This is a genomic window from Roseinatronobacter sp. (assembly GCF_051859525.1).
GTDB lineage: Bacteria > Pseudomonadota > Alphaproteobacteria > Rhodobacterales > Rhodobacteraceae > Roseinatronobacter.
In genome coordinates, this window is the sequence record NZ_JBHYFM010000001.1 from 529,539 (window position 1) to 549,695 (window position 20,157).

At 60.4% G+C, this 20,157-nt stretch carries 18 protein-coding genes; 12 read left to right on the forward strand and 6 right to left on the reverse strand.

Annotated elements, in window-relative coordinates; translation table 11 throughout:
* On the forward strand, positions 1-1,281 hold a 1,281-nt coding region (locus ACTIE1_RS02625), incomplete at its 5' end, for a class I tRNA ligase family protein (RefSeq protein WP_439563243.1).
* Positions 1,282-1,306: 25 nt separating this feature from the next.
* Here the strand turns inward: ACTIE1_RS02625 and ACTIE1_RS02630 are convergent.
* A complete protein-coding gene (locus ACTIE1_RS02630; protein ID WP_439559942.1) occupies positions 1,307-1,801 on the reverse strand; it encodes a MarR family winged helix-turn-helix transcriptional regulator in 495 nt (164 codons plus the stop codon).
* Between the two features lie 298 nt (positions 1,802-2,099).
* Here ACTIE1_RS02630 and ectA point away from each other — a divergent pair, with 298 nt between their 5' ends.
* Genes ectA through ACTIE1_RS02650 form a run of 4 tightly spaced genes read left to right on the forward strand, consistent with a single transcriptional unit; the run spans position 2,100 to position 5,846 of the window.
* Positions 2,100-2,642 (forward strand): diaminobutyrate acetyltransferase, encoded by a 543-nt coding sequence (gene ectA / locus ACTIE1_RS02635; RefSeq protein WP_439559941.1) that lies wholly within the window; start codon positions 2,100-2,102, stop codon positions 2,640-2,642.
* A 47-nt stretch (positions 2,643-2,689) separates the two neighbouring features.
* Positions 2,690-3,967: a diaminobutyrate--2-oxoglutarate transaminase gene (ectB, locus tag ACTIE1_RS02640; RefSeq protein ID WP_439559940.1), complete on the forward strand. Its 1,278-nt coding sequence runs from the start codon at positions 2,690-2,692 to the stop codon at positions 3,965-3,967.
* A 6-nt stretch (positions 3,968-3,973) separates the two neighbouring features.
* Positions 3,974-4,360, forward strand: coding sequence for an ectoine synthase (locus ACTIE1_RS02645; RefSeq protein WP_439559939.1), 387 nt, complete (start codon positions 3,974-3,976; stop codon positions 4,358-4,360).
* 43 nt (positions 4,361-4,403) lie between these two features.
* Positions 4,404-5,846: an aspartate kinase gene (locus tag ACTIE1_RS02650; protein ID WP_439559938.1), complete on the forward strand. Its 1,443-nt coding sequence runs from the start codon at positions 4,404-4,406 to the stop codon at positions 5,844-5,846.
* 61 nt (positions 5,847-5,907) lie between these two features.
* On the opposite strand, the gene ACTIE1_RS02655 is transcribed toward ACTIE1_RS02650, so the two are convergent.
* Entirely contained in the window at positions 5,908-6,999 is a 1,092-nt protein-coding gene (locus tag ACTIE1_RS02655; protein WP_439559937.1) for a UDP-3-O-(3-hydroxymyristoyl)glucosamine N-acyltransferase, read from the reverse strand.
* Positions 7,000-7,145: 146 nt separating this feature from the next.
* Between ACTIE1_RS02655 and ACTIE1_RS02660 the strand changes: the two genes are divergently transcribed.
* The 7 genes from ACTIE1_RS02660 (at position 7,146) to ACTIE1_RS02690 (ending at position 14,593) form a co-directional block, all read left to right on the forward strand.
* On the forward strand, positions 7,146-7,508 hold the full coding sequence (locus ACTIE1_RS02660) for a hypothetical protein (protein ID WP_439559936.1): 363 nt from the start codon (positions 7,146-7,148) through the stop codon (positions 7,506-7,508).
* A complete protein-coding gene (dapE, locus tag ACTIE1_RS02665; protein WP_439559935.1) occupies positions 7,501-8,649 on the forward strand; it encodes a succinyl-diaminopimelate desuccinylase in 1,149 nt (382 codons plus the stop codon). Before ACTIE1_RS02660 ends, dapE begins: the two co-directional genes overlap by 8 nt.
* Positions 8,646-9,068 (forward strand): GNAT family N-acetyltransferase, encoded by a 423-nt coding sequence (locus ACTIE1_RS02670; protein WP_439559934.1) that lies wholly within the window; start codon positions 8,646-8,648, stop codon positions 9,066-9,068. The genes dapE and ACTIE1_RS02670 overlap by 4 nt, the downstream gene beginning before the upstream one ends.
* A 169-nt stretch (positions 9,069-9,237) precedes the next feature.
* Positions 9,238-11,487, forward strand: coding sequence for a ribonuclease R (gene rnr / locus ACTIE1_RS02675; protein WP_439559933.1), 2,250 nt, complete (start codon positions 9,238-9,240; stop codon positions 11,485-11,487).
* 96 nt (positions 11,488-11,583) lie between these two features.
* Positions 11,584-12,759: an acetyl-CoA C-acyltransferase family protein gene (locus ACTIE1_RS02680; RefSeq protein WP_439559932.1), complete on the forward strand. Its 1,176-nt coding sequence runs from the start codon at positions 11,584-11,586 to the stop codon at positions 12,757-12,759.
* A gap of 171 nt (positions 12,760-12,930) precedes the next feature.
* The gene (locus ACTIE1_RS02685) at positions 12,931-14,106 is read left to right on the forward strand and encodes an acetyl-CoA C-acyltransferase (protein WP_439559931.1); all 1,176 of its coding nucleotides are present in this window, start codon (positions 12,931-12,933) and stop codon (positions 14,104-14,106) included.
* Between the two features lie 64 nt (positions 14,107-14,170).
* Positions 14,171-14,593: a GlcG/HbpS family heme-binding protein gene (locus ACTIE1_RS02690; protein ID WP_439559930.1), complete on the forward strand. Its 423-nt coding sequence runs from the start codon at positions 14,171-14,173 to the stop codon at positions 14,591-14,593.
* A 199-nt stretch (positions 14,594-14,792) separates the two neighbouring features.
* Here the strand turns inward: ACTIE1_RS02690 and ACTIE1_RS02695 are convergent, their stop codons facing one another.
* The 4 genes from ACTIE1_RS02695 to ACTIE1_RS02710 all read right to left on the reverse strand — a co-directional run bounded on the left by ACTIE1_RS02695 (position 14,793) and on the right by ACTIE1_RS02710 (position 20,018).
* On the reverse strand, positions 14,793-16,205 hold the full coding sequence (locus tag ACTIE1_RS02695; protein WP_439559929.1) for a methyl-accepting chemotaxis protein: 1,413 nt from the start codon (positions 16,203-16,205) through the stop codon (positions 14,793-14,795).
* Positions 16,206-16,297: 92 nt separating this feature from the next.
* Complete coding sequence (locus ACTIE1_RS02700) at positions 16,298-17,386, reverse strand: ABC transporter ATP-binding protein (protein ID WP_439559928.1); 1,089 nt, start codon at positions 17,384-17,386, stop codon at positions 16,298-16,300.
* A 20-nt stretch (positions 17,387-17,406) separates the two neighbouring features.
* Entirely contained in the window at positions 17,407-19,005 is a 1,599-nt protein-coding gene (locus ACTIE1_RS02705) for an ABC transporter permease (RefSeq protein ID WP_439559927.1), read from the reverse strand.
* Entirely contained in the window at positions 19,002-20,018 is a 1,017-nt protein-coding gene (locus ACTIE1_RS02710; protein WP_439563244.1) for an iron ABC transporter substrate-binding protein, read from the reverse strand. The genes ACTIE1_RS02705 and ACTIE1_RS02710 overlap by 4 nt, the downstream gene beginning before the upstream one ends.
* Positions 20,019-20,157 lie beyond the last annotated feature (139 nt).

Below are 20,157 nucleotides of genomic sequence, written 5' to 3' on the forward strand. Positions count from 1 at the left end.
TGGTTCTCCTCGGGCCTCTGGCCCATCGGGACGCTGGGCTGGCCGGAGCAGACAGACGAGCTGAAACGCTTTTTCCCCACCAGCGTCCTTATCACAGGACAGGATATTCTGTTCTTCTGGGTCGCGCGCATGATGATGATGCAACTGGCGGTGGTGGATGAGGTTCCCTTCCACCACGTCTATCTGCATGGGCTGGTGCGCGATGCCAAGGGCAAGAAGATGTCCAAATCCCTTGGGAATGTCGTTGATCCGCTGGAAATCATTGATGAATATGGCGCGGATGCGCTGCGCTTTACCAATGCGGCCATGGCCAGCATGGGCGGCGTGTTGAAGCTGGATACAAGCCGCATTGCGGGCTACCGCAACTTTACCACCAAGCTGTGGAATGCCTGCCGCTTTGCCGAAATGAACGGGGTTTGGGAAAACCACAGCACACAGGCGACCCCGCCACAGGCGCAGGCCACAGTGAACCGCTGGATCATGGGCGAAACGGCCAAAGTGCGCGAAACCGTTGATGCGGCGCTGGCGGATTACCGGTTCAATGATGCCGCCAATGCGCTTTATGCCTTCGTCTGGGGCAAGGTGTGCGACTGGTATGTCGAATTCGCAAAGCCGCTGTTTGACGGCGATCAGGCACAGGAAACCCGCGCGACAATGGCATGGGTGCTGGATCAGTGCATGATCCTGCTGCACCCGATCATGCCCTTCATCACAGAAGAATTGTGGCACCTGACAGGGGCGCGTGACAAGATCTGTGCACATGCCGACTGGCCGGAGTACGGCGCGGAACTGGTCGATGCGGGCGCCATGCGTGAAATGAACTGGGTTATCGGGTTGATCGAAACCATCCGGTCCGCGCGCCAGCAACTGCGGGTGCCGGTAGGGCTGAAGCTGAACATGGTGCAACTGGAATTGAGCGCGGAGGGGCAGGCGGCCTTGGCGCGCAACATGGCGCTGGTGTCCAAGCTGGCGCGCATTGCATCATTGGAACAGGTGGATGCGCTGCCCAAAGGGTCCATTACCGTGGCGGTCGAAGGGGGCACGTTCGGCCTGCCGCTGGAAGGGGTGATTGATATTGCCGCCGAGAAGGACCGGCTGCAAAAGACCCAAGCCAAGGCCGAGAAAGAACGCGCGGGCATTGAGGGGCGTTTGAACAACGCCAAGTTCGTGGCCAGCGCGCCGGAAGACGTGGTGAGCGAGGCGCGCGAGAAATCCGCCCTGCTGGCCGATGAGATCGACCGCCTTGGCCGCGCATTGGCGCAGTTGCAGAAGATCGGCTGAGTGATTGTCGGGGCAGAGGGCTGGCCTAGCCCTCTGCTTCTTCGGCTGGAACAGGTCCGCGCCCGTCCTCGGACGGGGGGAAAGGGGTGGTGTTTTCAGCGTCAAACAGGCTGCCCAACCGTTCAACTGCGCCCAGCAGCATGGTCTGTTCCCAGCTTTCCAATTTCCGAAACCGTGTCGTAAACCGTTCATGCAACGGGTCGGGCGTCTGGTCTAGCAGCGCGCGCCCCGTATCTGTCAGGATAACCCAGATCGCGCGCCGGTCTGAATGCCTGCGTTCGCGCCGGACCAGCCCACGCAGTTCCAGTTTGTCGATCTGGGTGGAAATCGTGGCCTGACCAACGCCAAGCGCGCGCGCAATGTCGCGCGGCATTTCCTGCCCGTTTCTGGCCAGAGTATACAGCACAAGCAGTTGCGCCTGCGACAGGTTGGACGCGCGCGCCATCGCACGCGCATTACCTTCCAGCGCGTGCATGATCCTGCGCAGTGCAATCAGCGTTTCAGAAGAACGGTCGGTCACGTTAGCCTTGCATATTTGGAATGGGTAGGCAGGCACATTGCCGTGCAGGGCGCGCAAGATCAAGGGCCTTCTGATCAAGCTGGTTGGCGGGCGACGTGAAAACTGCTTTGGTAGGCAAATTATTTTGCTAGCGAAGCATTTTTCTGAAAAAACAGTGGATTTTTTGTGATTTATGAATTTAAATAATTGAAAAAAATAATAAAAATAGTCAACCATGAGAAAAAACTTCTTAAGGTTGAAAAATAAGTTAGGGTCGTTATATATCGTCACTCAAAGGAAACGACCAGAAAATGAGCACATGTCGAAAGAAAACCTGAAAGTTGTAAGCCCGACCGCCGATTTGTTGCACCTGCGCAAGCCATGCAAGGAAGACGGGTCCGAGGTTTGGAAGCTGGTTGCGGCTTGTCCGCCCCTGGATCAGAATTCGATGTATATGAACCTGGTCCAGTGCGATCATTTCGCCGAAACCTGCGTTCTGGCCGAACGTGATGGTCAAGTTCTGGGTTGGATTTCCGGCCATATCCCTCCTGACCAGCCCGATACAATATTTGTTTGGCAAGTTGCCGTGCACAGCGATGCGCGCGGTCTGGGTCTGGGCAAGCGGATGCTGTCCGCGCTTCTGAACCGTCCTGCCTGCGCAGAGGTTGTTGCATTGGAAACGACGATCACCAAAAGCAACGCGGCCTCATGGGGCTTGTTCCGCAGTTTCGCGCGTGATTTGGGCGGGCGCCTGTCCGATGCCCCGCATTTTGACCGCGACAGTCATCTGGACGGGCAGCACGCGACCGAACATCTGGTGACAATCAGCCTGCCACGCAAGGCATTGCGCATCGCGGCCTAAGGCCAGCGCGCGCAGCACTTCATTCATTTATCGAAAGGCCAAAAGCCATGACACACGGTTCCAAGACCGACATTTATTCACGCCGCGAATCGCAGGCGCGCAGCTATTGCCGCGCCTTTCCGGTGACATTTACCAAAGCGCAGAACGCGACCCTGACTGATTCCGACGGCCGCAGCTACACCGACTTTCTGGCGGGCTGTTCGTCGTTGAATTACGGGCATAATGACGCCGATATGAAAGCCGCGCTGCTGGATCATATCGGCCGCGATGGGGTGACCCATGGTCTGGACATGCACACAGACGCGAAGGCAGACTTTCTGGACGCGTTCGAGCGTCTGGTGCTGGAACCGCGCGGCATGGATTACAAGTTCATGTTCACTGGCCCCACAGGTACCAACGCGGTCGAGGCGGCGATGAAGCTGGCACGCAAGACCACAGGGCGTGAAACGATTATCGCGTTCACCAACGGCTTCCACGGCATGACCATGGGCGCGCTGGCTGCGACCGGCAATGCCGGCAAGCGGGCGGGCGCGGGCATGTCCCTGTCGGGCGTGATACGCATGCCCTATGAAGGGGCGATGGACGGTGTTGATTCGCTGGCGATGATCCGCGCGATGCTGGAAAACCCCTCCAGCGGGATTGATGCGCCTGCGGCGTTCCTGATTGAACCTGTTCAGGGCGAGGGTGGTCTGAACGCGGCCAGCACCGAATTCCTGAAAGGCCTGCAAACGCTGGCGCGCGAACATGGCGCGCTGGTCATCATGGATGACATTCAGGCTGGGATCGGACGCACCGGCCCGTTTTTCAGCTTCGAGGGGATGGGCATTCAGCCGGACCTTATTCCGCTGGCGAAATCGCTGTCGGGAATGGGCCTGCCATTTGCTGGCCTGCTGATCCGACCGGATCTGGATGTGTGGAAACCCGCCGAACATAACGGCACTTTCCGTGGCAACAACCATGCCTTTGTAACCGCGCGTGTCGCATTGGAGAAATTCTGGTCAAATGATGCTTTCCAGCGCCAAACCGAGGCGAAATCAGCCTTCCTGACCGAACGCCTGCGCGAAATTGCCGCCAATGTTCCGGGTGCGACCCTGAAAGGGCGCGGCATGATGCAAGGCATTGATGTGGGCAGTGGCGATATGGCCGCCGCGATCTGTGCGACCTGCTTCGAGCATGGCTTGATCATCGAGACATCGGGCGCACATGACGAGGTGGTGAAGGTGCTGGCCCCCCTGACCATTCCGCAGGATCAATTTGCGGCCGGACTTGATATTCTGGAAAATGCCGTCAAGGCGCAAACCAGTCAGAAAATTGCAGCGGAGTAAGCAAGCATGATCATTCGTGACTTTCACCAAGAAAAGAAAACCGACCGGCGCGTAGGTGCGCAGCAATGGGAGTCGGTTCGTCTGCTGCTGGCGGATGACGGGATGGGGTTTTCGTTCCACATCACCACCATCGCGGCAGGCAGTGAACATACCTTCCACTACAAGAACCACTTTGAAAGTGTGTATTGCATTTCGGGTGAAGGCAGCATCGAGGATCTTGCCACCGGCAAGGTGCACGAGCTGCGCCCCGGTGTGATGTATGCACTTGACCAGCATGACAAGCACACATTGCGCTGCAAGACCGAAATGGTCTTTGCCTGCTGCTTCAACCCGCCTGTGACAGGCAAGGAAGTGCACCGCGAAGACGGATCTTACGCGCTGGAAAATTCCTGAACCAAAGGCGGGCAGGGGTGAAAAGCCACCTGCCCAAATTCCCATGACTCACACTGTTGAGAAAATCGGCGGCACATGCATGAGCCGCGCCCGCGAATTGCTTGATACACTGTATGTCGGCGACCGCGACCAAGGTGCAATCTATAACCGCGTTTTTGTCGTGTCCGCATTCGGCGGCATAACCAACATGCTGCTGGAACATAAAAAGACCGGATCGCCCGGTGTCTATGCCCGTTTTGCCAATGATGACAGTGGCGCGGGCTGGGGGGATGCATTGCGCGATACTGCTGCGCGTATGTGCGAAATCCATGGCGAGATTCTGGACCATGACGGCGACCGCGAACGCGCCGATGCCTTCGTGCGGGACCGCATTGAAGGGGCGCGCGCCTGCCTGCTGGATTTGCAGCGCCTTGGATCATACGGGCATTTCCGCATTGACCAGCAGATGCAGACCGTGCGCGAACTTCTGTCCGGTATGGGAGAGGCGCATTCCGCCTTCGTCACTGCCTTGCTGCTGCAACGTCACGGCGTGAATGCACGCTTTGTCGACCTGTCGGGCTGGCGCGATGACAGCAACCCCGATCTGGCTATGCGGTTGAATAACGCGATGGAAGGCATTGATCTTGCATCAGAACTTCCTATTGTGACCGGCTATGCCCATTGCGCGGAAGGGCTGATGCGCGAATATGATCGCGGCTATTCCGAAGTGGTGTTTGCCCATCTGGCGGCCCAGTCCGGCGCGTCAGAGGCGATTATCCATAAGGAATTTCACCTGTCATCAGCAGACCCCAAGATTGTGGGCGAAGAAAATACCCGCAAGATTGGTCGCACCAGCTATGACGTGGCCGACCAGTTGTCGAACCTTGGCATGGAAGCCATCCACCCGAACGCTGCCCGCGTGCTGCGCCGCGCGGATGTGCCCTTGCGTGTGAAACATGCGTTTGAACCCGAAGATCCCGGCACGCTGATCGGGCCTGACGGGGGCAGCGCAGGCCGCGTTGAAATGGTGACCGGCCTTGGTGTGCATGCGTTTGAAGTGCATGAACCCGACATGGTCGGCGTCAAGGGCTATGACGCGTGCATTCTGGATGCCTTGGCACGTCATAACATCTGGATCGTCTCCAAGCATTCCAACGCCAACACGATCACGCATTATCTTAGCGGGTCGCTGAAGGCTATTCGCCGTGTGGAACGCGATATCCTGAAAACCTATCCCAATGCCGAAGTGACGGTGCGGCCGCTGGCCATGGTGTCGGTTATCGGGTCCGATCTAAGCGCGATTTCCGTGCTGGCGCGCGGTCTGACCGCGCTGGAGGATGTGGGCATCAAGGCACTGGCGGCCCAACAGGGCCTGCGCCGCGTAGAAGTGCAATTCCTGCTGCCGCGCGAGGCCAAGGATGAAGCCATCAAGGTTTTGCACCACGCCATGGTCACCGAGGCAGAAGATACATCCGCCAAGGTTGCCGCGCCGCGCAAGGCTGCCTGAACACCAGTGAAATAAATGCTGCAAAAAAGCCCGCAACGATCCTGTTGCGGGCTTTTTCCTGCTATCCCTTGCGGTCAGGGCCGAAAACGGCGTCCTGCAATTTGGCGACATTGGCCACCAGTCGCGGCAGGCGGCGGATGATCTTGCGGATTTCCAGCTGCGTTTCCAGCTTGGTCGCCGGATCGCCCAGCACGGCGCGCCCTGCGGGGACATTCGTGAAAACGCGGCTGGCCCCCCCGACTATCGCATCATCGCCCACAAAAATATTGTCATTCACCGCAACCTTGCCGGCCAGCAGGACACGGTTGCCAATGCGCGCGGACCCTGCAACCCCTGCCATACCGCACATCATGCAATCCTCGCCCATCTGGACATTATGGCCGATCTGGCAGACCGAATCTATTTTGGTGCCTGACCCGATGACCGTGTCGCGGATGGTGCCGCGGTCGATGGACGAATTCGCGCCCAGTTCGACATCATCGCCAATGCGAACGGCCCCCAATGACTGGATGCGGTGCCATTTTTGCGCGCGCACCTGCCGTTCGCCTGACAGGCTTGCGCGCACATCTTCTGCGCCGGACGGCTCTGGCGTCACGAAACTGAACCCGCAACCGCCCACAACGCAGTTCGGCTGGCCGATAAATCGCGCGCCAATGACAACACGCGCGCCAATGCGCGCACCTGCATGCAATATCACATCGGCACCAATCACCGCATCCTCGCCCACAGTAACATTCGGGGCAATGCGGGCATTGGGGCCGATGACGGCGCGTGCGCCAATGCTGGTAAACGGGCCAATGCAGGCCCCGTCGGCCACCTGTGCTGTGGCATGAATAAACGATTGCGGGTGAATGCCGGTGCCGAAATCATAACCGGGGTCCAGCAATTCCGAAACGCCTGCCATGGCCCAGCGGGGGCGGGGCGCGAAAATCGCGGCTTTCAGGCCCATGGCCTGCCAGTCTGCACCGTCCCATAGAATTGCCGCCTGTGCCTGCCCCTGCGCCAGTCCGGCGGCATATTTGGGGTCCATTGCCATGGCCAGCGCGTCCGGCCCTGCCTGTGCGGGTTCGGCCGCACGGGTGATCGTCAGATCAAGCACCCCTTCGGCGCGCAGCCCCAGTGCCTTGGCCAGTTCTGCAATGGTATGGGACATAAACGACACTCCGCATGGTTGATCCAGCCCCTTGCATATCGAAACCGTGCAACGGGGGCCAGCCCCGTGCGCGTCCTGCGCATGCATCGTGGGGCTTGCCCTGAGGGCCGATTCCTGACAGGTGAATGGCACGAAAGGAACCCGTCATGCCCGATACCCCTGTTCCCCCGCCGGAGAAACCCAAACGCCCGCAGCAGGTTTTTACATTGCTGGTCGAACTGGGGCATATGCCCGGCGACAAACTGCCCAAGGGGGCAACCGGTGCGGGGCTTCTGGTCTATGCCACCGGCGTGGACGAGGCAGAGGCCGTGCGCGAAACGGTTGCCGTGCTCAAGCAGGCCGATCTGCGGCCGCTGGATGTGACAAGCTATGGCACATTGGACGAACGCCTTGCCGCGGGCGATGAGGTGCCACAGGAAGAACGCGATCTTATGGCGCGCGCATTGGCTGAAAATGCCGTGATTGTCGCGCAGAAAACATGGTTCAGCGATGCGGATGAAAATGACTGATACAGTTTGCCCTGTTGCCCTGACGCAAGCGCTGGTGCGCTGCCCGTCCATTACCCCCGAAGAAGGCGGCGCGCTACAATTGCTGCAATCCCTGCTGGAGGGGGCAGGGTTCACTTGTGTCCGAGTGGACCGCAACGGCACCCCCAATCTGTTCGCGCGCTGGGGCGCACGGGGGCACGCGCGCAGCCTTGGGTTTAACGGGCACACGGATGTCGTGCCACTGGGCAACCCCGATGACTGGACCCGCGCGCCGTTCGGCGGCGAAAGTGACGCAGGCCGCATTTGGGGGCGGGGCGCATGTGACATGAAATCGGGTGTTGCGGCCTTTGTGGCGGCGGCGGTTGATTTCGTGCGCACCACACCGCCCGACGGGGCCGTGATCCTGACAATCACCGGCGATGAAGAAGGGCCAAGTCAGGACGGCACTGTGGCCCTTCTGGACTGGATGGCCCCGCGCGGAGAGGCGATGTCGGCCTGTATCGTGGGCGAACCCACCTGTCCGAACACCATGGGCGAGATGATCAAGATCGGGCGGCGCGGGTCGCTGACGGCGCATGTGGTGGCGCGCGGGCGGCAGGGGCATGCAGCCTATCCACACCGCGCGGCCAATCCGTTACCGGTTCTGGTGCGCTATCTGGACCGGCTGGCCCGCCATGAACTGGACCGTGGAACGGACCATTTCGACGCGTCCACGCTGGCGCTGACCACCATCGATGTGGGCAATCCCGCATCGAATGTGATCCCGGCGCAAGGGCGTGCAACGCTGAACATCCGGTTTAACGACCTGCACACAGGCGCAAGCCTGTCGGACTGGTTGCGCGATGTCGCGCAAGAAGTCGCTGCCGGAACTGATGTGGCGCTGGATCTGGACTTCCATATTTCCGGCGAAAGTTTCCTGACCCCGCCGGGGCCGCTGTCCGATCTGGTGACACAGGCTGTGACAGACGAATGCGGGGTTGTGCCTGTGCTGTCGACATCGGGCGGCACGTCGGATGCGCGGTTCATCAAGGACCATTGCCCTGTGGTGGAATTCGGACTGGTGGGAACATCCATGCATCAGGTGGATGAATATGCCGAGATTGACCAGATACACCAGCTAAAAGCCGTTTATGGCCGTATCCTGCGGGGGTATTTCGCATGACATTGTCCATTGCCCTGACGGAAGACATTGCCACCTGCCACGCCTTGCGCCGTGCTGTGTTCATTGAGGAACAGGGCGTTTCCGTGATTGAGGAAGTGGACGGGCGCGACAATGATGCGTTGCATATTCTGGCGCATAAGGACGGGCAGGCGGTTGGCTGCGCGCGTTTGCTGGTGCATGGGGCAACCGGCAAGATCGGTCGCGTGTGTGTGCTGGCGCAGATGCGCGGGCAGGGGATTGGCGTTGCGCTGATCGAGGCCGCGCTGGACTGCCTGCGCCAGATCGACGGGGTCACACAGGCCAGACTGGGGGCGCAGACCCATGCCATCGGGTTTTATGAACGGCTGGGGTTTAGCGTGACAGGACCGGAATATCTGGATGCGGGGATTGCGCATCGGGATATGGTGCGGCCAGTGTGACCGGAATGCGCCGTGACGGCACTGATGGCGCATGCTAAGGAACGCGCATGATGTGCTTTTTCCCAACGCTTGCCCCGCGCCCGTTCCGCCCCGCCCGCCCAACCCCGGCAGGGGGTCCACCCCTGCCTTGCGCAACGCGCGCGGGCCAACCTGAATGCAGGGGGGTTGCATGAAACAGCTTCCCAGTCTGGACCAGTTGCGCGCATGGATCGCGGAAAATCCCGCCGCCAGCAAACGCGACATTGCCAAAGCCTTCGGGATCAAGGGCGGCGCCAAGATCGACCTGAAAGCCATGCTGCGCGAGTTGGAGGGCGAGGGCGTTCTGCCGCGTCGCCGGTCCAAAGGTGGCACGGGCGCGCTGCCGCCTGTCACGGTGCTGGAAATTCTGGCCCCTGATGCGCAGGGCGATTTGTTCGCGCGCGCGGTCGAATGGCGCAGCGAAGGCCCTGCGCCGCGCATCCTGTTCCTGACCCGCAGCGATGACCCCGCCCTTGGCGAAGGGGATCGCGTGCTGGCCCGGATCGAGGCTATTCGCGGCCCCGATTATGACTATCAGGCCCGCCTGATGCGCAAGATCGGCACCAACCCCACGCGTATTCTGGGCGTGTTTCGCGCATCGGCCGAAGGTGGGCGTGTTGTGCCCATCGACAAGGGCGCGGACCGTGACTGGCGCGTGTCTGCCCATGACGCTGAAGGCGCGCAGGATGGCGAGTTGGTCCACGCCGAGCCACTGGGCAAGGGCCGCTTTGGACCGCCTGCCGCGCGCATCATCGCGCGTCTGGGCGACCCGACCGCCCCCAAGGCCGTGTCACTGATTGCCATTCATCAGCATGGTATCCGCGATGCATTCCCCGATGCCGTGATCGCCGAGGCTGACCGCGCCGAACCGGCTGGATTGTCTGGCCGTAGGGACCTGCGCGATCTGGATTTGATGACCATCGACCCGTGGGATGCGCGCGACCATGATGACGCGATCATGGCCAGCGCCGACCCCGACCCCGAAAACGCGGGCGGGTTCATCCTGTGGGTGGCCATCGCAGATGTCGCGGCCTATGTGCGCCCCGGATCTGAACTGGACCATGAGGCGCGCAGGCGCGGCAATTCCACATATTTCCCCGACCGTGTTGTGCCCATGCTGCCCGATATCCTGTCAGGCGATCTGTGTTCGCTGCATGAAGGGGTGGACCGGCCCTGTATGGCGCTGCGCATGGTGATTGACGCGGATGGCAATAAGCTGACGCATGATTTTCACCGCGCGATGATGCGGTCGCGCGCGTCGCTGACCTATGAACAGGCACAGGCGGCGGATGACGGGCAGTTGGACGACGCCACAGCCCCACTGGCGGAGGGGTTGCGCGATCTGTTCGCCGCCTACCGCGCGCTGCGCCGTGCCCGTGACCGCCGCCAGCCGCTGGATATTGACCTGCCCGAACGCCAGATTGTCCTGTCGGACGAAGGGCGCGTCACCTCGGTTGCGTTCAAGGAAAGGTTCGATGCCCACAGGCTGGTCGAGGATTTCATGGTCCTTGCCAATGTTGCTGCCGCCGAGACCCTGCGCGAAAAAGGGTCCGCGCTGCTGTACCGTGTGCATGAGGAACCCAGCCCCGAGAAAATGGAATCACTGCGCGAACTGGCGCGTGAATCCGGTTTTGCACTGGCCAAGGGGCAGGTGCTGAAAACCCGCCATTTCAACCAGTTGCTGGCGCAGGCCGAAGGCACCGAATTTGACGAATTGATCAACATGGCCACCCTGCGGTCCATGACGCAGGCCTATTACAACGCCCAGAATTTCGGGCATTTCGGGCTGGCCTTGCGCGAATACGCGCATTTCACATCGCCCATCCGGCGCTATGCGGATCTGATTGTGCATCGGGCGTTGATCAGCGCACATCGCTGGGGTGATGACGGGCTGACGCAATGGGATCTGGACCATCTGGACGAAACGGCAAAATCCATTTCAGAGGCCGAGCGCCGCTCCATGGCGGCGGAACGCGACACGGCCGACCGCTATCTGGCGGCATTTCTGGCCGAACGGGTTGGCGCGGAATTTACTGGCCGTGTGTCTGGCGTTGCGCGCTTCGGGGTGTTTGTAAAACTTGATGAGACTGGCGCAGACGGTCTGGTGCCCATTCGTGCCATCGGTGACGAATATTTCCGCCACGATCCGGAGGCGCAGGTGCTGGAAGGGGAACGCACGGGGTTTCGGATTGGTCTGGGCCAGCGCGTCAAGGTCAAGCTGGCCGAGGCAGAGCCTGTGACCGGCGGGCTGGCGCTGGAGTTGCTGGAGGTCGAGGGCGAAGCGCCCGCGCGCAACCCGCGTGGCCGTCATGGCCGTGGCCGTCCTGTACGCCGCGCGGTCGGCAAACGCAAAACTGCGGATGCAAAAGCCCGCAAGAAGGCCAAACGCACCCGCGGCTGATGTGCCCCGACGCTGCGTCACATCTGTTGGTGATGGATTGCAGCCCTTCCAGCCCCTAGACTGGTGGCCAAGGCGGCATTCAATCTGGGGGCATTGATGGACGATATCGTAATTCTGGGCAGCGCGCGCACGGCCATTGGCACGTTCGGGGGCGCGCTTGCGGGGCTTACACCTGTGGAACTGGGGCACATCGTTGCCACGGCGGCACTGTCGCGCGCAGGTGTGTCGGGGGACCAGATCGGCACTGTGGTGTTCGGCAACGTCATCGCCACCGAACCGGCAGATATGTATCTGTCGCGGCTTGCGGCCATGAAGGCGGGCGTGCCGGAAACTGTGCCCGCGATGAACGTGAACCGGCTGTGCGGGTCCGGTGTGCAGGCCATTGTTTCGGGCGTTCAGGCGCTGGCACTGGGGGATGCCGATTTTGCGCTGGTGGGCGGGTCCGAGAGTATGAGCCGCGCCCCCTATATCCTGCCCGCGGCGCGGTTCGGGCAGAAAATGGGGGATGTGGCTGGCATTGACATGATGCTGGGCGCGCTGAATTGCCCCTTTGGTACCGGCCATATGGGGGTAACCGCTGAAAATGTCGCGCGCGCATATGGCATTACGCGCGATATGCAGGATGCGTTCGCACTGGAAAGCCAGACCCGCGCGGCGCGCGCCATCACTGATGGGCGTTTTGCCAGCCAGATCGTGCCGGTAGCTGTTAAAACGCGCAAGGGCGATGTGGTGTTCGACACGGACGAACACCCCAAGGCCACGACCGCCGATGCACTGGCCGGATTGTGCCCTGCCTTCGCCAAGGACGGAAGCGTCACGGCGGGAAATGCAAGCGGCATCAATGACGGCGCGGCAGCATTGGTTCTGGCGCGGGCGTCTGCTGCACAGAAGGCCGGTTTGCAACCGTTGGCGCGGATCACCGGCTATGCGCATGCAGGTGTCCGGCCCGATGTCATGGGCATAGGCCCTGTTCCTGCCGTTCAGGCATTATGCGCACGCACAGGGCTTGCGGTTGGTGATTTCGACATCATCGAGTCAAACGAGGCATTTGCCGCACAGGCGCTGGCCGTGTCGGCCGAACTGGGGCTGGATTCGCAACGTGTAAATCCCAATGGCGGGGCGATTGCCTTGGGCCACCCTGTCGGGGCATCAGGCGCGATCATCACGGTAAAGGCGCTGTATGAACTGCACCGCCGCGCCGCGAGACGCGCCTTGGTCACCATGTGCATAGGCGGCGGGCAGGGGATTGCCCTTTCGCTGGAGCGTGTCTGAAACCACCGGACCACAGACTGCGCGCCGTAAATGGGGCGCGCATTTTTCACACCGAAAAGATGGTTTTAGTCCAGGTGCTTAAATCCAGGGTTGTAATCCGGATGACCTAGGGTCATCTTCTGCGCGAGGCTAGGTTAAGAAAAGCCGAATGCAGGTTTAATACGGTTCCGGATGCAAGACATTTTTATTCTGGGGGGCGCGCGGACCGCGCTCGGCAGCTTTGGTGGGGCTTTGTCCAATGTTCCGGTACTGGACCTTGCGGGGCTTGTGGGGCGTGCGGCTGTCAACCGTGCGGGAATTGACCCAAACCTGATTGCGCATAGTGTTTTCGGGGTGGTCAGCACCAGCGCGCCCAATGACCTGTATCTGTCGCGTGTTGCGGCAATCCGCGCGGGGGCGCCAGCGTCGGTCAGTGCGCTGAATGTCAGCCAGCTTTGCGGGTCGGGTTTGCAGGCCGTGGTGAATGGCTGGCAGGCTTTGGCGACACGCCAATGCGATATCGCCTTGGTGGGTGGGGCAGAAACCATCAGCCGGACACCGCATTTGTTGACACAGGCGCGTTTCGGCAAAAAGATGGGCGATGCGGATCTGGTTGATCTGCTGGATGCCGCGCTGACCTGTCCGTTTGGCAGCTGCAAGCTGGGGTATACTGCCGAAAGACTGGCGCAGGAATTTTCAGTCAGCCGCGCAGATCAGGACCAGTTCGCGGCCCAAAGCCATGCCAAGGCGTTGCATGCCATTCAGCAGGGCCGTTTTGAAACCCAGATTGTGCCTGTGCCTGTTCAACCGCAGGGCCTGCCGCAGGATTTCGTCACTGACGAACAGCCGCGCCGCGCGTCTTTGGGCATGTTGGCCCGGTTGCCTGCGGCCTTCGCGCCACAGGGTACGGTGACGGCAGGAAATTCCGCCGCGTTGACGGACGGGGCGGCAGCACTGGTTCTGGCACATGAAGCGGCCCTGACAGGAAGCCGCGCTGTGCCGCTTGCGCGCATTCTGGGCACTGCCCAATGCGGGGTTGACGCGGCGCGTATGGGGTATGGGCCGATTCCTGCGGTCCGGAAGTTATGCACGCAATTCGGGCTGCATGTTGATGATTTCGATGTCATCGAATTGAACGAGGCCTTTGCCGTGCAAGCCTTGGTCGGAATGCGCGAACTGGGACTGGACCCTGCGCGCGTCAATCCGAATGGGGGCGCGGTTGCCTTGGGCCATCCGGTCGGGGCAACGGGGGCAATACTGGTGGTCAAGGCGTTGTATGAACTGCAACGGACAGGGGGCAAGCGCGCGTTGGTTGCCATGTGTGTGGGCGGCGGGCAGGGGATCGCTGTTGCGCTGGAACGCATCTGATCTTTTCGCGCGGTCCCGTCTGGGGTATGTCAAGGCCGGACAACGCAAACAGGGAAAAACACTTATGACACTGACACTGGAACAGGCCCGCACCATCATTTCTGCAACCCGTGCCAAAGGGCGTGATATGGGGTTGAAGCCGCTGTCGGTTGTTGTGCTGGACAGTGGGGGGCATGTTCTGGCCTTCGAGCGTGAAGATGGCGCGGCGCCGGGGCGGTTCGCGATTGCACAGGGCAAGGCTTATGGTGCGGTTATGCTGGGCATGGCAGGACGCGCACAGATGGCGCGGGCCGAAGCGCAGGCCTATTTCATGGCCGCCGTGAATGGTGTGTATGGCGGGCAGGTTGTTCCGGTTCCCGGCGGCGTACTGCTGCGCAAGGGGGGTGTCGTGGTGGGCGCGATTGGCGTGACGGGCGACACATCGGACAATGACGCGGATGCAGCCCTTGCGGGGGCCGCGGCTGCGGGTCTGGACGCAGAAGCATAAGGGCGCATTGCGCACCGCCATATGTTCGATTGGTGTAGCGCGCAACTTTGCCGTCAGGATCAGGTTGCACGCGTTTTCATGCGTGTAGCCCTTGCGAGAGTGTCGGCGTCGCGTGCCCTTATGCGGATAATCGCGGGCCGCTTTTGCGCGGACTGATCTGTTGTTTTGCAGGGGGGCTGCGCATTGGGCAAGGCCCCTGTCAGTGCCCTTCGCCCTGATACTCATAGGCAAGGCGCAAGCCACCCCAATGCGCCCCGTTTACCATGATCGGCGCGGAAATATCCTTCATCATCTTATAGTGTCCGCCGCCCATGTCACGGCGATATATTTGTAGCAGGAAGGGCTTGGTGTTTTGCCCCGCAGCCAGGCCCACGCGGTCATTGAAAATGCGCCGGTTCCGCGCATTCGCGGCGTTCCAATCCACATCGCGCGTCTGGCGGCTGGAAAATTTTCGGTTATGGGTTGGCAGATATCCGTTGCGGTCCACGGCGGCGCAGAATGTAACCTTCGGGTTCGCCTGAAGCACCGCTTCTTGAAATGCAGGAAACAAGCGGTCGGTCAGATCTGTGAATGCAGCAAGATGCTGTTGGGGGTTGGTGTCAGGAATGGGGTGATAGGTGAAATCCATAAGCTGCGCCATGGTGATGTCACCCCGCGCCACTGCCTGTTCCAGTGCTGCGGACATGTCGTTGGCGGTGGATTGAACCGTTTCAATCATCTGCGCATCGTCTGACGCACCACCCAGTTCAACGGTTTTCTGCACCATGGATTCACTGATATCCACCACAGTATCCAACTGCGCGCGCGTGTCGTGCAAATGTGCAGCGGTTTCCGAGATACCCTTTTTCACATTCGCGAAAACCGGCATGAAGCTGCTATTGGCGGCATCCACATCGGCGGCCTTGGTCATAATTTCGGTGACCGAGGCTTCGCTTTGCGTCGCTTTTTCGATAATCCTGCCCAATGCATCTTCAATTGCTGTGCTGTCCTTCAGTGACTGGCTGGCTTCCCGCGCAATAACGCCCGAGTCCTTCTGAAGCGCTAAGATGCTTCCCGTCAAATCCTCGATCGACAGTGTAATCCCTTGGGTTGTTTCTGCGGTCTGGTGGGACAGGCGGTCAATTTCCTGTGCAACCACGGCAAACCCGCGCCCCGCATCGCCGGAACGGGCCGCTTCTATGCGGGCGTTGATTGACAGCATATTGACCTGTTGGGCAATGTCCTTGATGGCATTCGCGCGGTTGGACATTTCGCCAAGGGTCCGGGTTATCGCCGACATGGACGCATCAAGCGTCTGGACCCATTCCGCGACTGTCTGGTTCTTGTCCAATGTCGCGCGGATGCTTGTCGCCGAGTTTCCGACTGTTTCCACTGTGTCACGGACTGTGCTGCCGACATTTTCTGCGGCATTCCTGACGGCGGTATTGGCTTGCGAAATACGCCGGGCCGCTTGCTGTGCGTCGTCAACAAGGGTGACCTGTTCACTCATCACCTTATCGAGCATATCGACACTGGCATGTATCAAAACAATATTATGCCCCAGGTCCACAGACTGGCGCGCCAACAGGTCCAGTTCGAACTGTGAGCTTGAGATACTGGATGTTTGGAACATATGTGCAGCTACCCCGTGAACAACGCCAGGGGACAGCTTCCGCGCCAAAGATTAAATTTCCGTTTCCCGCGCATGAAAACGACACGGCATAGTCACGCCAAAGGCACCACGCAGTCACAAATGCGCAGCCGCACCTTTGCGCCAATATCTATGCTGGCCCCTGCGCCGGATATGACCAGCATGCAGCGCTCGCCGTCCTGCACCCAGAATAACTGGTCATGCCCCCGAAATTCACGCCCGACAACAGATGCGGTGCCGTCGGGGTCGGGTTCCAGCATGATCTGTTCGGGGCGCACCGACAGGGAAACGGCCCCGTTGGCCGCACGGCTTAGGGGCAGATTGCCGAACTCGGTTTTCACTTCCATCCCTGATGCGGTCCCTGTCAGAATATTGGACCGCCCAAGGAAGGACGCCACGAAGGCCGATACAGGGTTGCGGTAAATCTCGTCCGGGGTGCCGATCTGGACCACGCGCCCCGCGTCCATGACGGCAATGCGGTCGGCAACGGCCATTGCTTCTTCCTGATCATGGGTGACCAGAATCGCGGCGGACCCTGCCGCCTTAAGCAACTTGCGCACTTCCTGACGGGTTTCCACCCGCATGGCTGCGTCAAGATTTGAAAACGGCTCGTCCATCAGGACAAGGGGGGGGGCGACTGCAAGGGTGCGGGCCAGTGCCACGCGTTGTTGCTGCCCGCCCGACAATTCATGCGGCTTGCGCGCATCCAGCCCGACCAGCCCGACAAGGGCCAGCATTTCGCGCGCCCGCGCGTCAGCCTTGGGGCGCGACAGCTTGCGAAGCCCGAATTTCACGTTGTCCAGAACAGTCAGATGCGGAAACAGCGCGTAATCCTGAAAGACAAAACCTATGCCGCGCGCTTCGGGCGGGTGGCGCGTGATGTCGTGCCCATGCAGGCTGATGGTTCCTTCATCCGGGGTTTCAAAGCCGCCAATCATGCGCAGGGTCGTTGTCTTGCCACAGCCCGACGGGCCCAGAAGCGCCAGCATTTCCCCTTCGCCAAGATCGAAGCTGACACGTTCCACCGCTGGCGTATCCCCGTGCGGGAAATGCTTGCGCAGCCGTTTGACCCCCAGCAGGACTTTCTGCGGCTTGGGCCGGAACCCGGACGGGGTGGCCTCGGCTGGCATTTTGAAACTCAGGGTTTTGGGCAGGCTGGTCATGTCGTGTCTTTCCTTGGCCGTTAACCGGCCTTCTTGTCATGGCGCAAAACGAAACCTACGAAAAGGGCCGAAAACAGCATGATTGCCGCTGCATAAGGTGCAGCTTCCATCAGCATCCCCTCGGATGTGCGCGAAAACATGGTGATCGACAAGGGCCGGAATCCGGTCGGCGCCAACAAGAAGGCGATGGGCAGTTCCTTCATGGCAATGACGAACACCAGCACCATGCCCGCGACAACGCCGGGGCGGATGGTTGGCAGGGTGACCCGTGCAAACACTGAAAGCGGCCCATGCCCCAGCGCACGCGCGGATTCCTCGACCGACGGGCGTGCCTGATACAGGGCCGAGCGGATCGGACCAAGCGCAAGCGCCAGAAAGCTGAGCGCGTAGACCGTCACCAGCAGCACCTGGGTCTGATACAGAAACCGCGCGGCATTCAGCGAAAAGAACACGAAGGCCAGGGCGAAGGCCAGCGCAGGCACTGCATACCCCACGAATGCCAGCCGGTTGATGAATGTCGACAGGCGCGACGGGTAACGCACAGCCAAGACAGCAACCGGCAGGGCCATTGCAGCCGCCATAAGGGCCGCAGGCACTGCAACCGACAGCGATTGTGAAAACGCCCGCACCAGTGCCGGCATTACCGCCTGAAGGTCATCCAGTCGCACCATCCAGAAGCTGAGAACCGCAATCGGCAACCCGACAGAGGCCAGCACAACAAGCGCCACAAACCCCCAGCCCAGCAGCTGGAACACGGGCGGCAATGTCATGCGCCGCCGCGCTGTGCCTGCACCTGATCCGGTGCGGGAATAATGTGCCCCCTCGCGCAGGCGGCTTTCCCACCACACCACCGAAAGTGCGATGGTAATCAGCATCAACGCCAGCCAAGCTGCGTAAACGCGGTCAAACATAACGGAATACTGGATATAGATTGCATAGCTGAACACTTCGTAACGCATCAGCGCGACCGCGCCGAAATCGCCAATGACATACAGGCCAACGACCAGCCATCCGGCCATAAGCGCGGGCATAAGATGGGGCAGGGTCACGCGCAGGAACACTTCGCGCGGGCTGGCGCCAAGGGCGCGGGCCGCTTCTTCCAATGATTGGTCAAGACCCGCAAATGCGGCGCGCAGGTTCAGATAGATGTAAGGGAATGTATATAATGCAAGTGCCAGCGTTGCCCCCGACAACCCCTGAAGGCGTGGAATGGTGAACCCGAACACCTGATTCATGAACCCGAAATTGCCCGACAAACCGATCAGGGCATAGGCCATGACATAGCCCGGTGTCGCCAGCGGGATGACCGCCAGAATATTGACAAGCCTGCGGTATTTCAGGTCTGTGCGGCTGACAAGCCAGGCAAGCGGCAGCGCCATCGCTGTGGCCAGTGCCAGCGTGCACACCACCAGCGCCAGTGTGTTGCCCAGAAGTTGCAGCGTGCGCGGGCGGGTGAACATGTCGATGACGGTTGCCAGATCCGCTTGGGCGGCGCGCATCGCCAGCCAGACAAGTGGCAACACCATCAGGCCCCCGATCGCAAGACCGAGGGCCGAGAAGATGACCCGCGCCCGCGGCATGCGCCACGGGCGGGGTTGTATCGCGGTGCTTAGGGTCAAATCAGCCCGACTTCACGCAGCATTTCCAGTGTGCCTTCCAAATCGCCGATGGTGTTCAGGTCGACTTCTGGCGCAACACGGATCACATCGTCAAGGTTGATATCCTGACGTGTGACAATCGTGCCCGGAATGATCGGGAATTCCGATACTTCGCCGGTGAAATACTGCTGTGCCGCAGGTGACAGCAGGAATTCGATGAAGGCTTGCGCGTCTTCCTTGTGGTCCGAGCTTTCCAGAACACCCATACCGGCCACCAGCAGCAGGTTGCCAATATCGCCTTCATTGCTGAACAGTGTCTGTGTGACAGGGAAGTCTGCATCACGGTTCAGGAAACGGTTCAGATAGTAGTTGTTGGTGATGGCAATATCAGCCTCGCCATCCCCAATGGCCTGAATACCGGCCGTGTTGTTGCGCACGGCAACCGGTTCATTGGCGGCGATCCCTTCCAGCCATGTGCGGGTTTCATCATCGCCGTGGATGACGCGCATTGCGGTCACATGTGCCAGAAACGACCCGTTGGTTGCGGGCAGGGCGATGCGGCCTTTCCATTTTTCGTCGGTCAGGTCAAAAATCGATGCGGGCAGGTCGTCTTCGGACACACGCTCGGGGGAATAAGCAATGACGCGGCCACGGCCGGATGTGGCCACCCAACGGTTTTCGCTGTCACGGTAGGCGGCGGGCACATCGCCAACCAGTGATTCGGGCAGCGGTGCGAACAGGTCAACAACGGCACCTAGGGCTGCCGCATCCTGCGCCCAATACAGATCGGCAGGCGATGCATCACCTTCTTCTTGCAGCAGGACGGCCAGTTCGGCCGTGCCGGCATAGCGGACATTCACATTGATGCCCGTCTGTGCGGTAAAGGCTTCGATAATGGGGGCAACAAGCGGTTCGCCACGGCCCGAATACAGTGTCAGATCGGCCAGCGTGGGCGTGGCGGCAAAGGCGGCCAATGCAAAGACGGAATTGCGCAAAATTGTCATGTTAACCTCTTTCAGGGGTCTATGTTTCACGGCAGGAACCCTGTTGGCTGATATGCCTTTCGACATCTGGCTGTGCGGAACTCCGCATAATCCCTACTAATGCTGTCAGATATTATACCTGAGTTCTTTCGTCAACAACCTTCCGCACCAAGTTCAAAGCCTGCGTCAA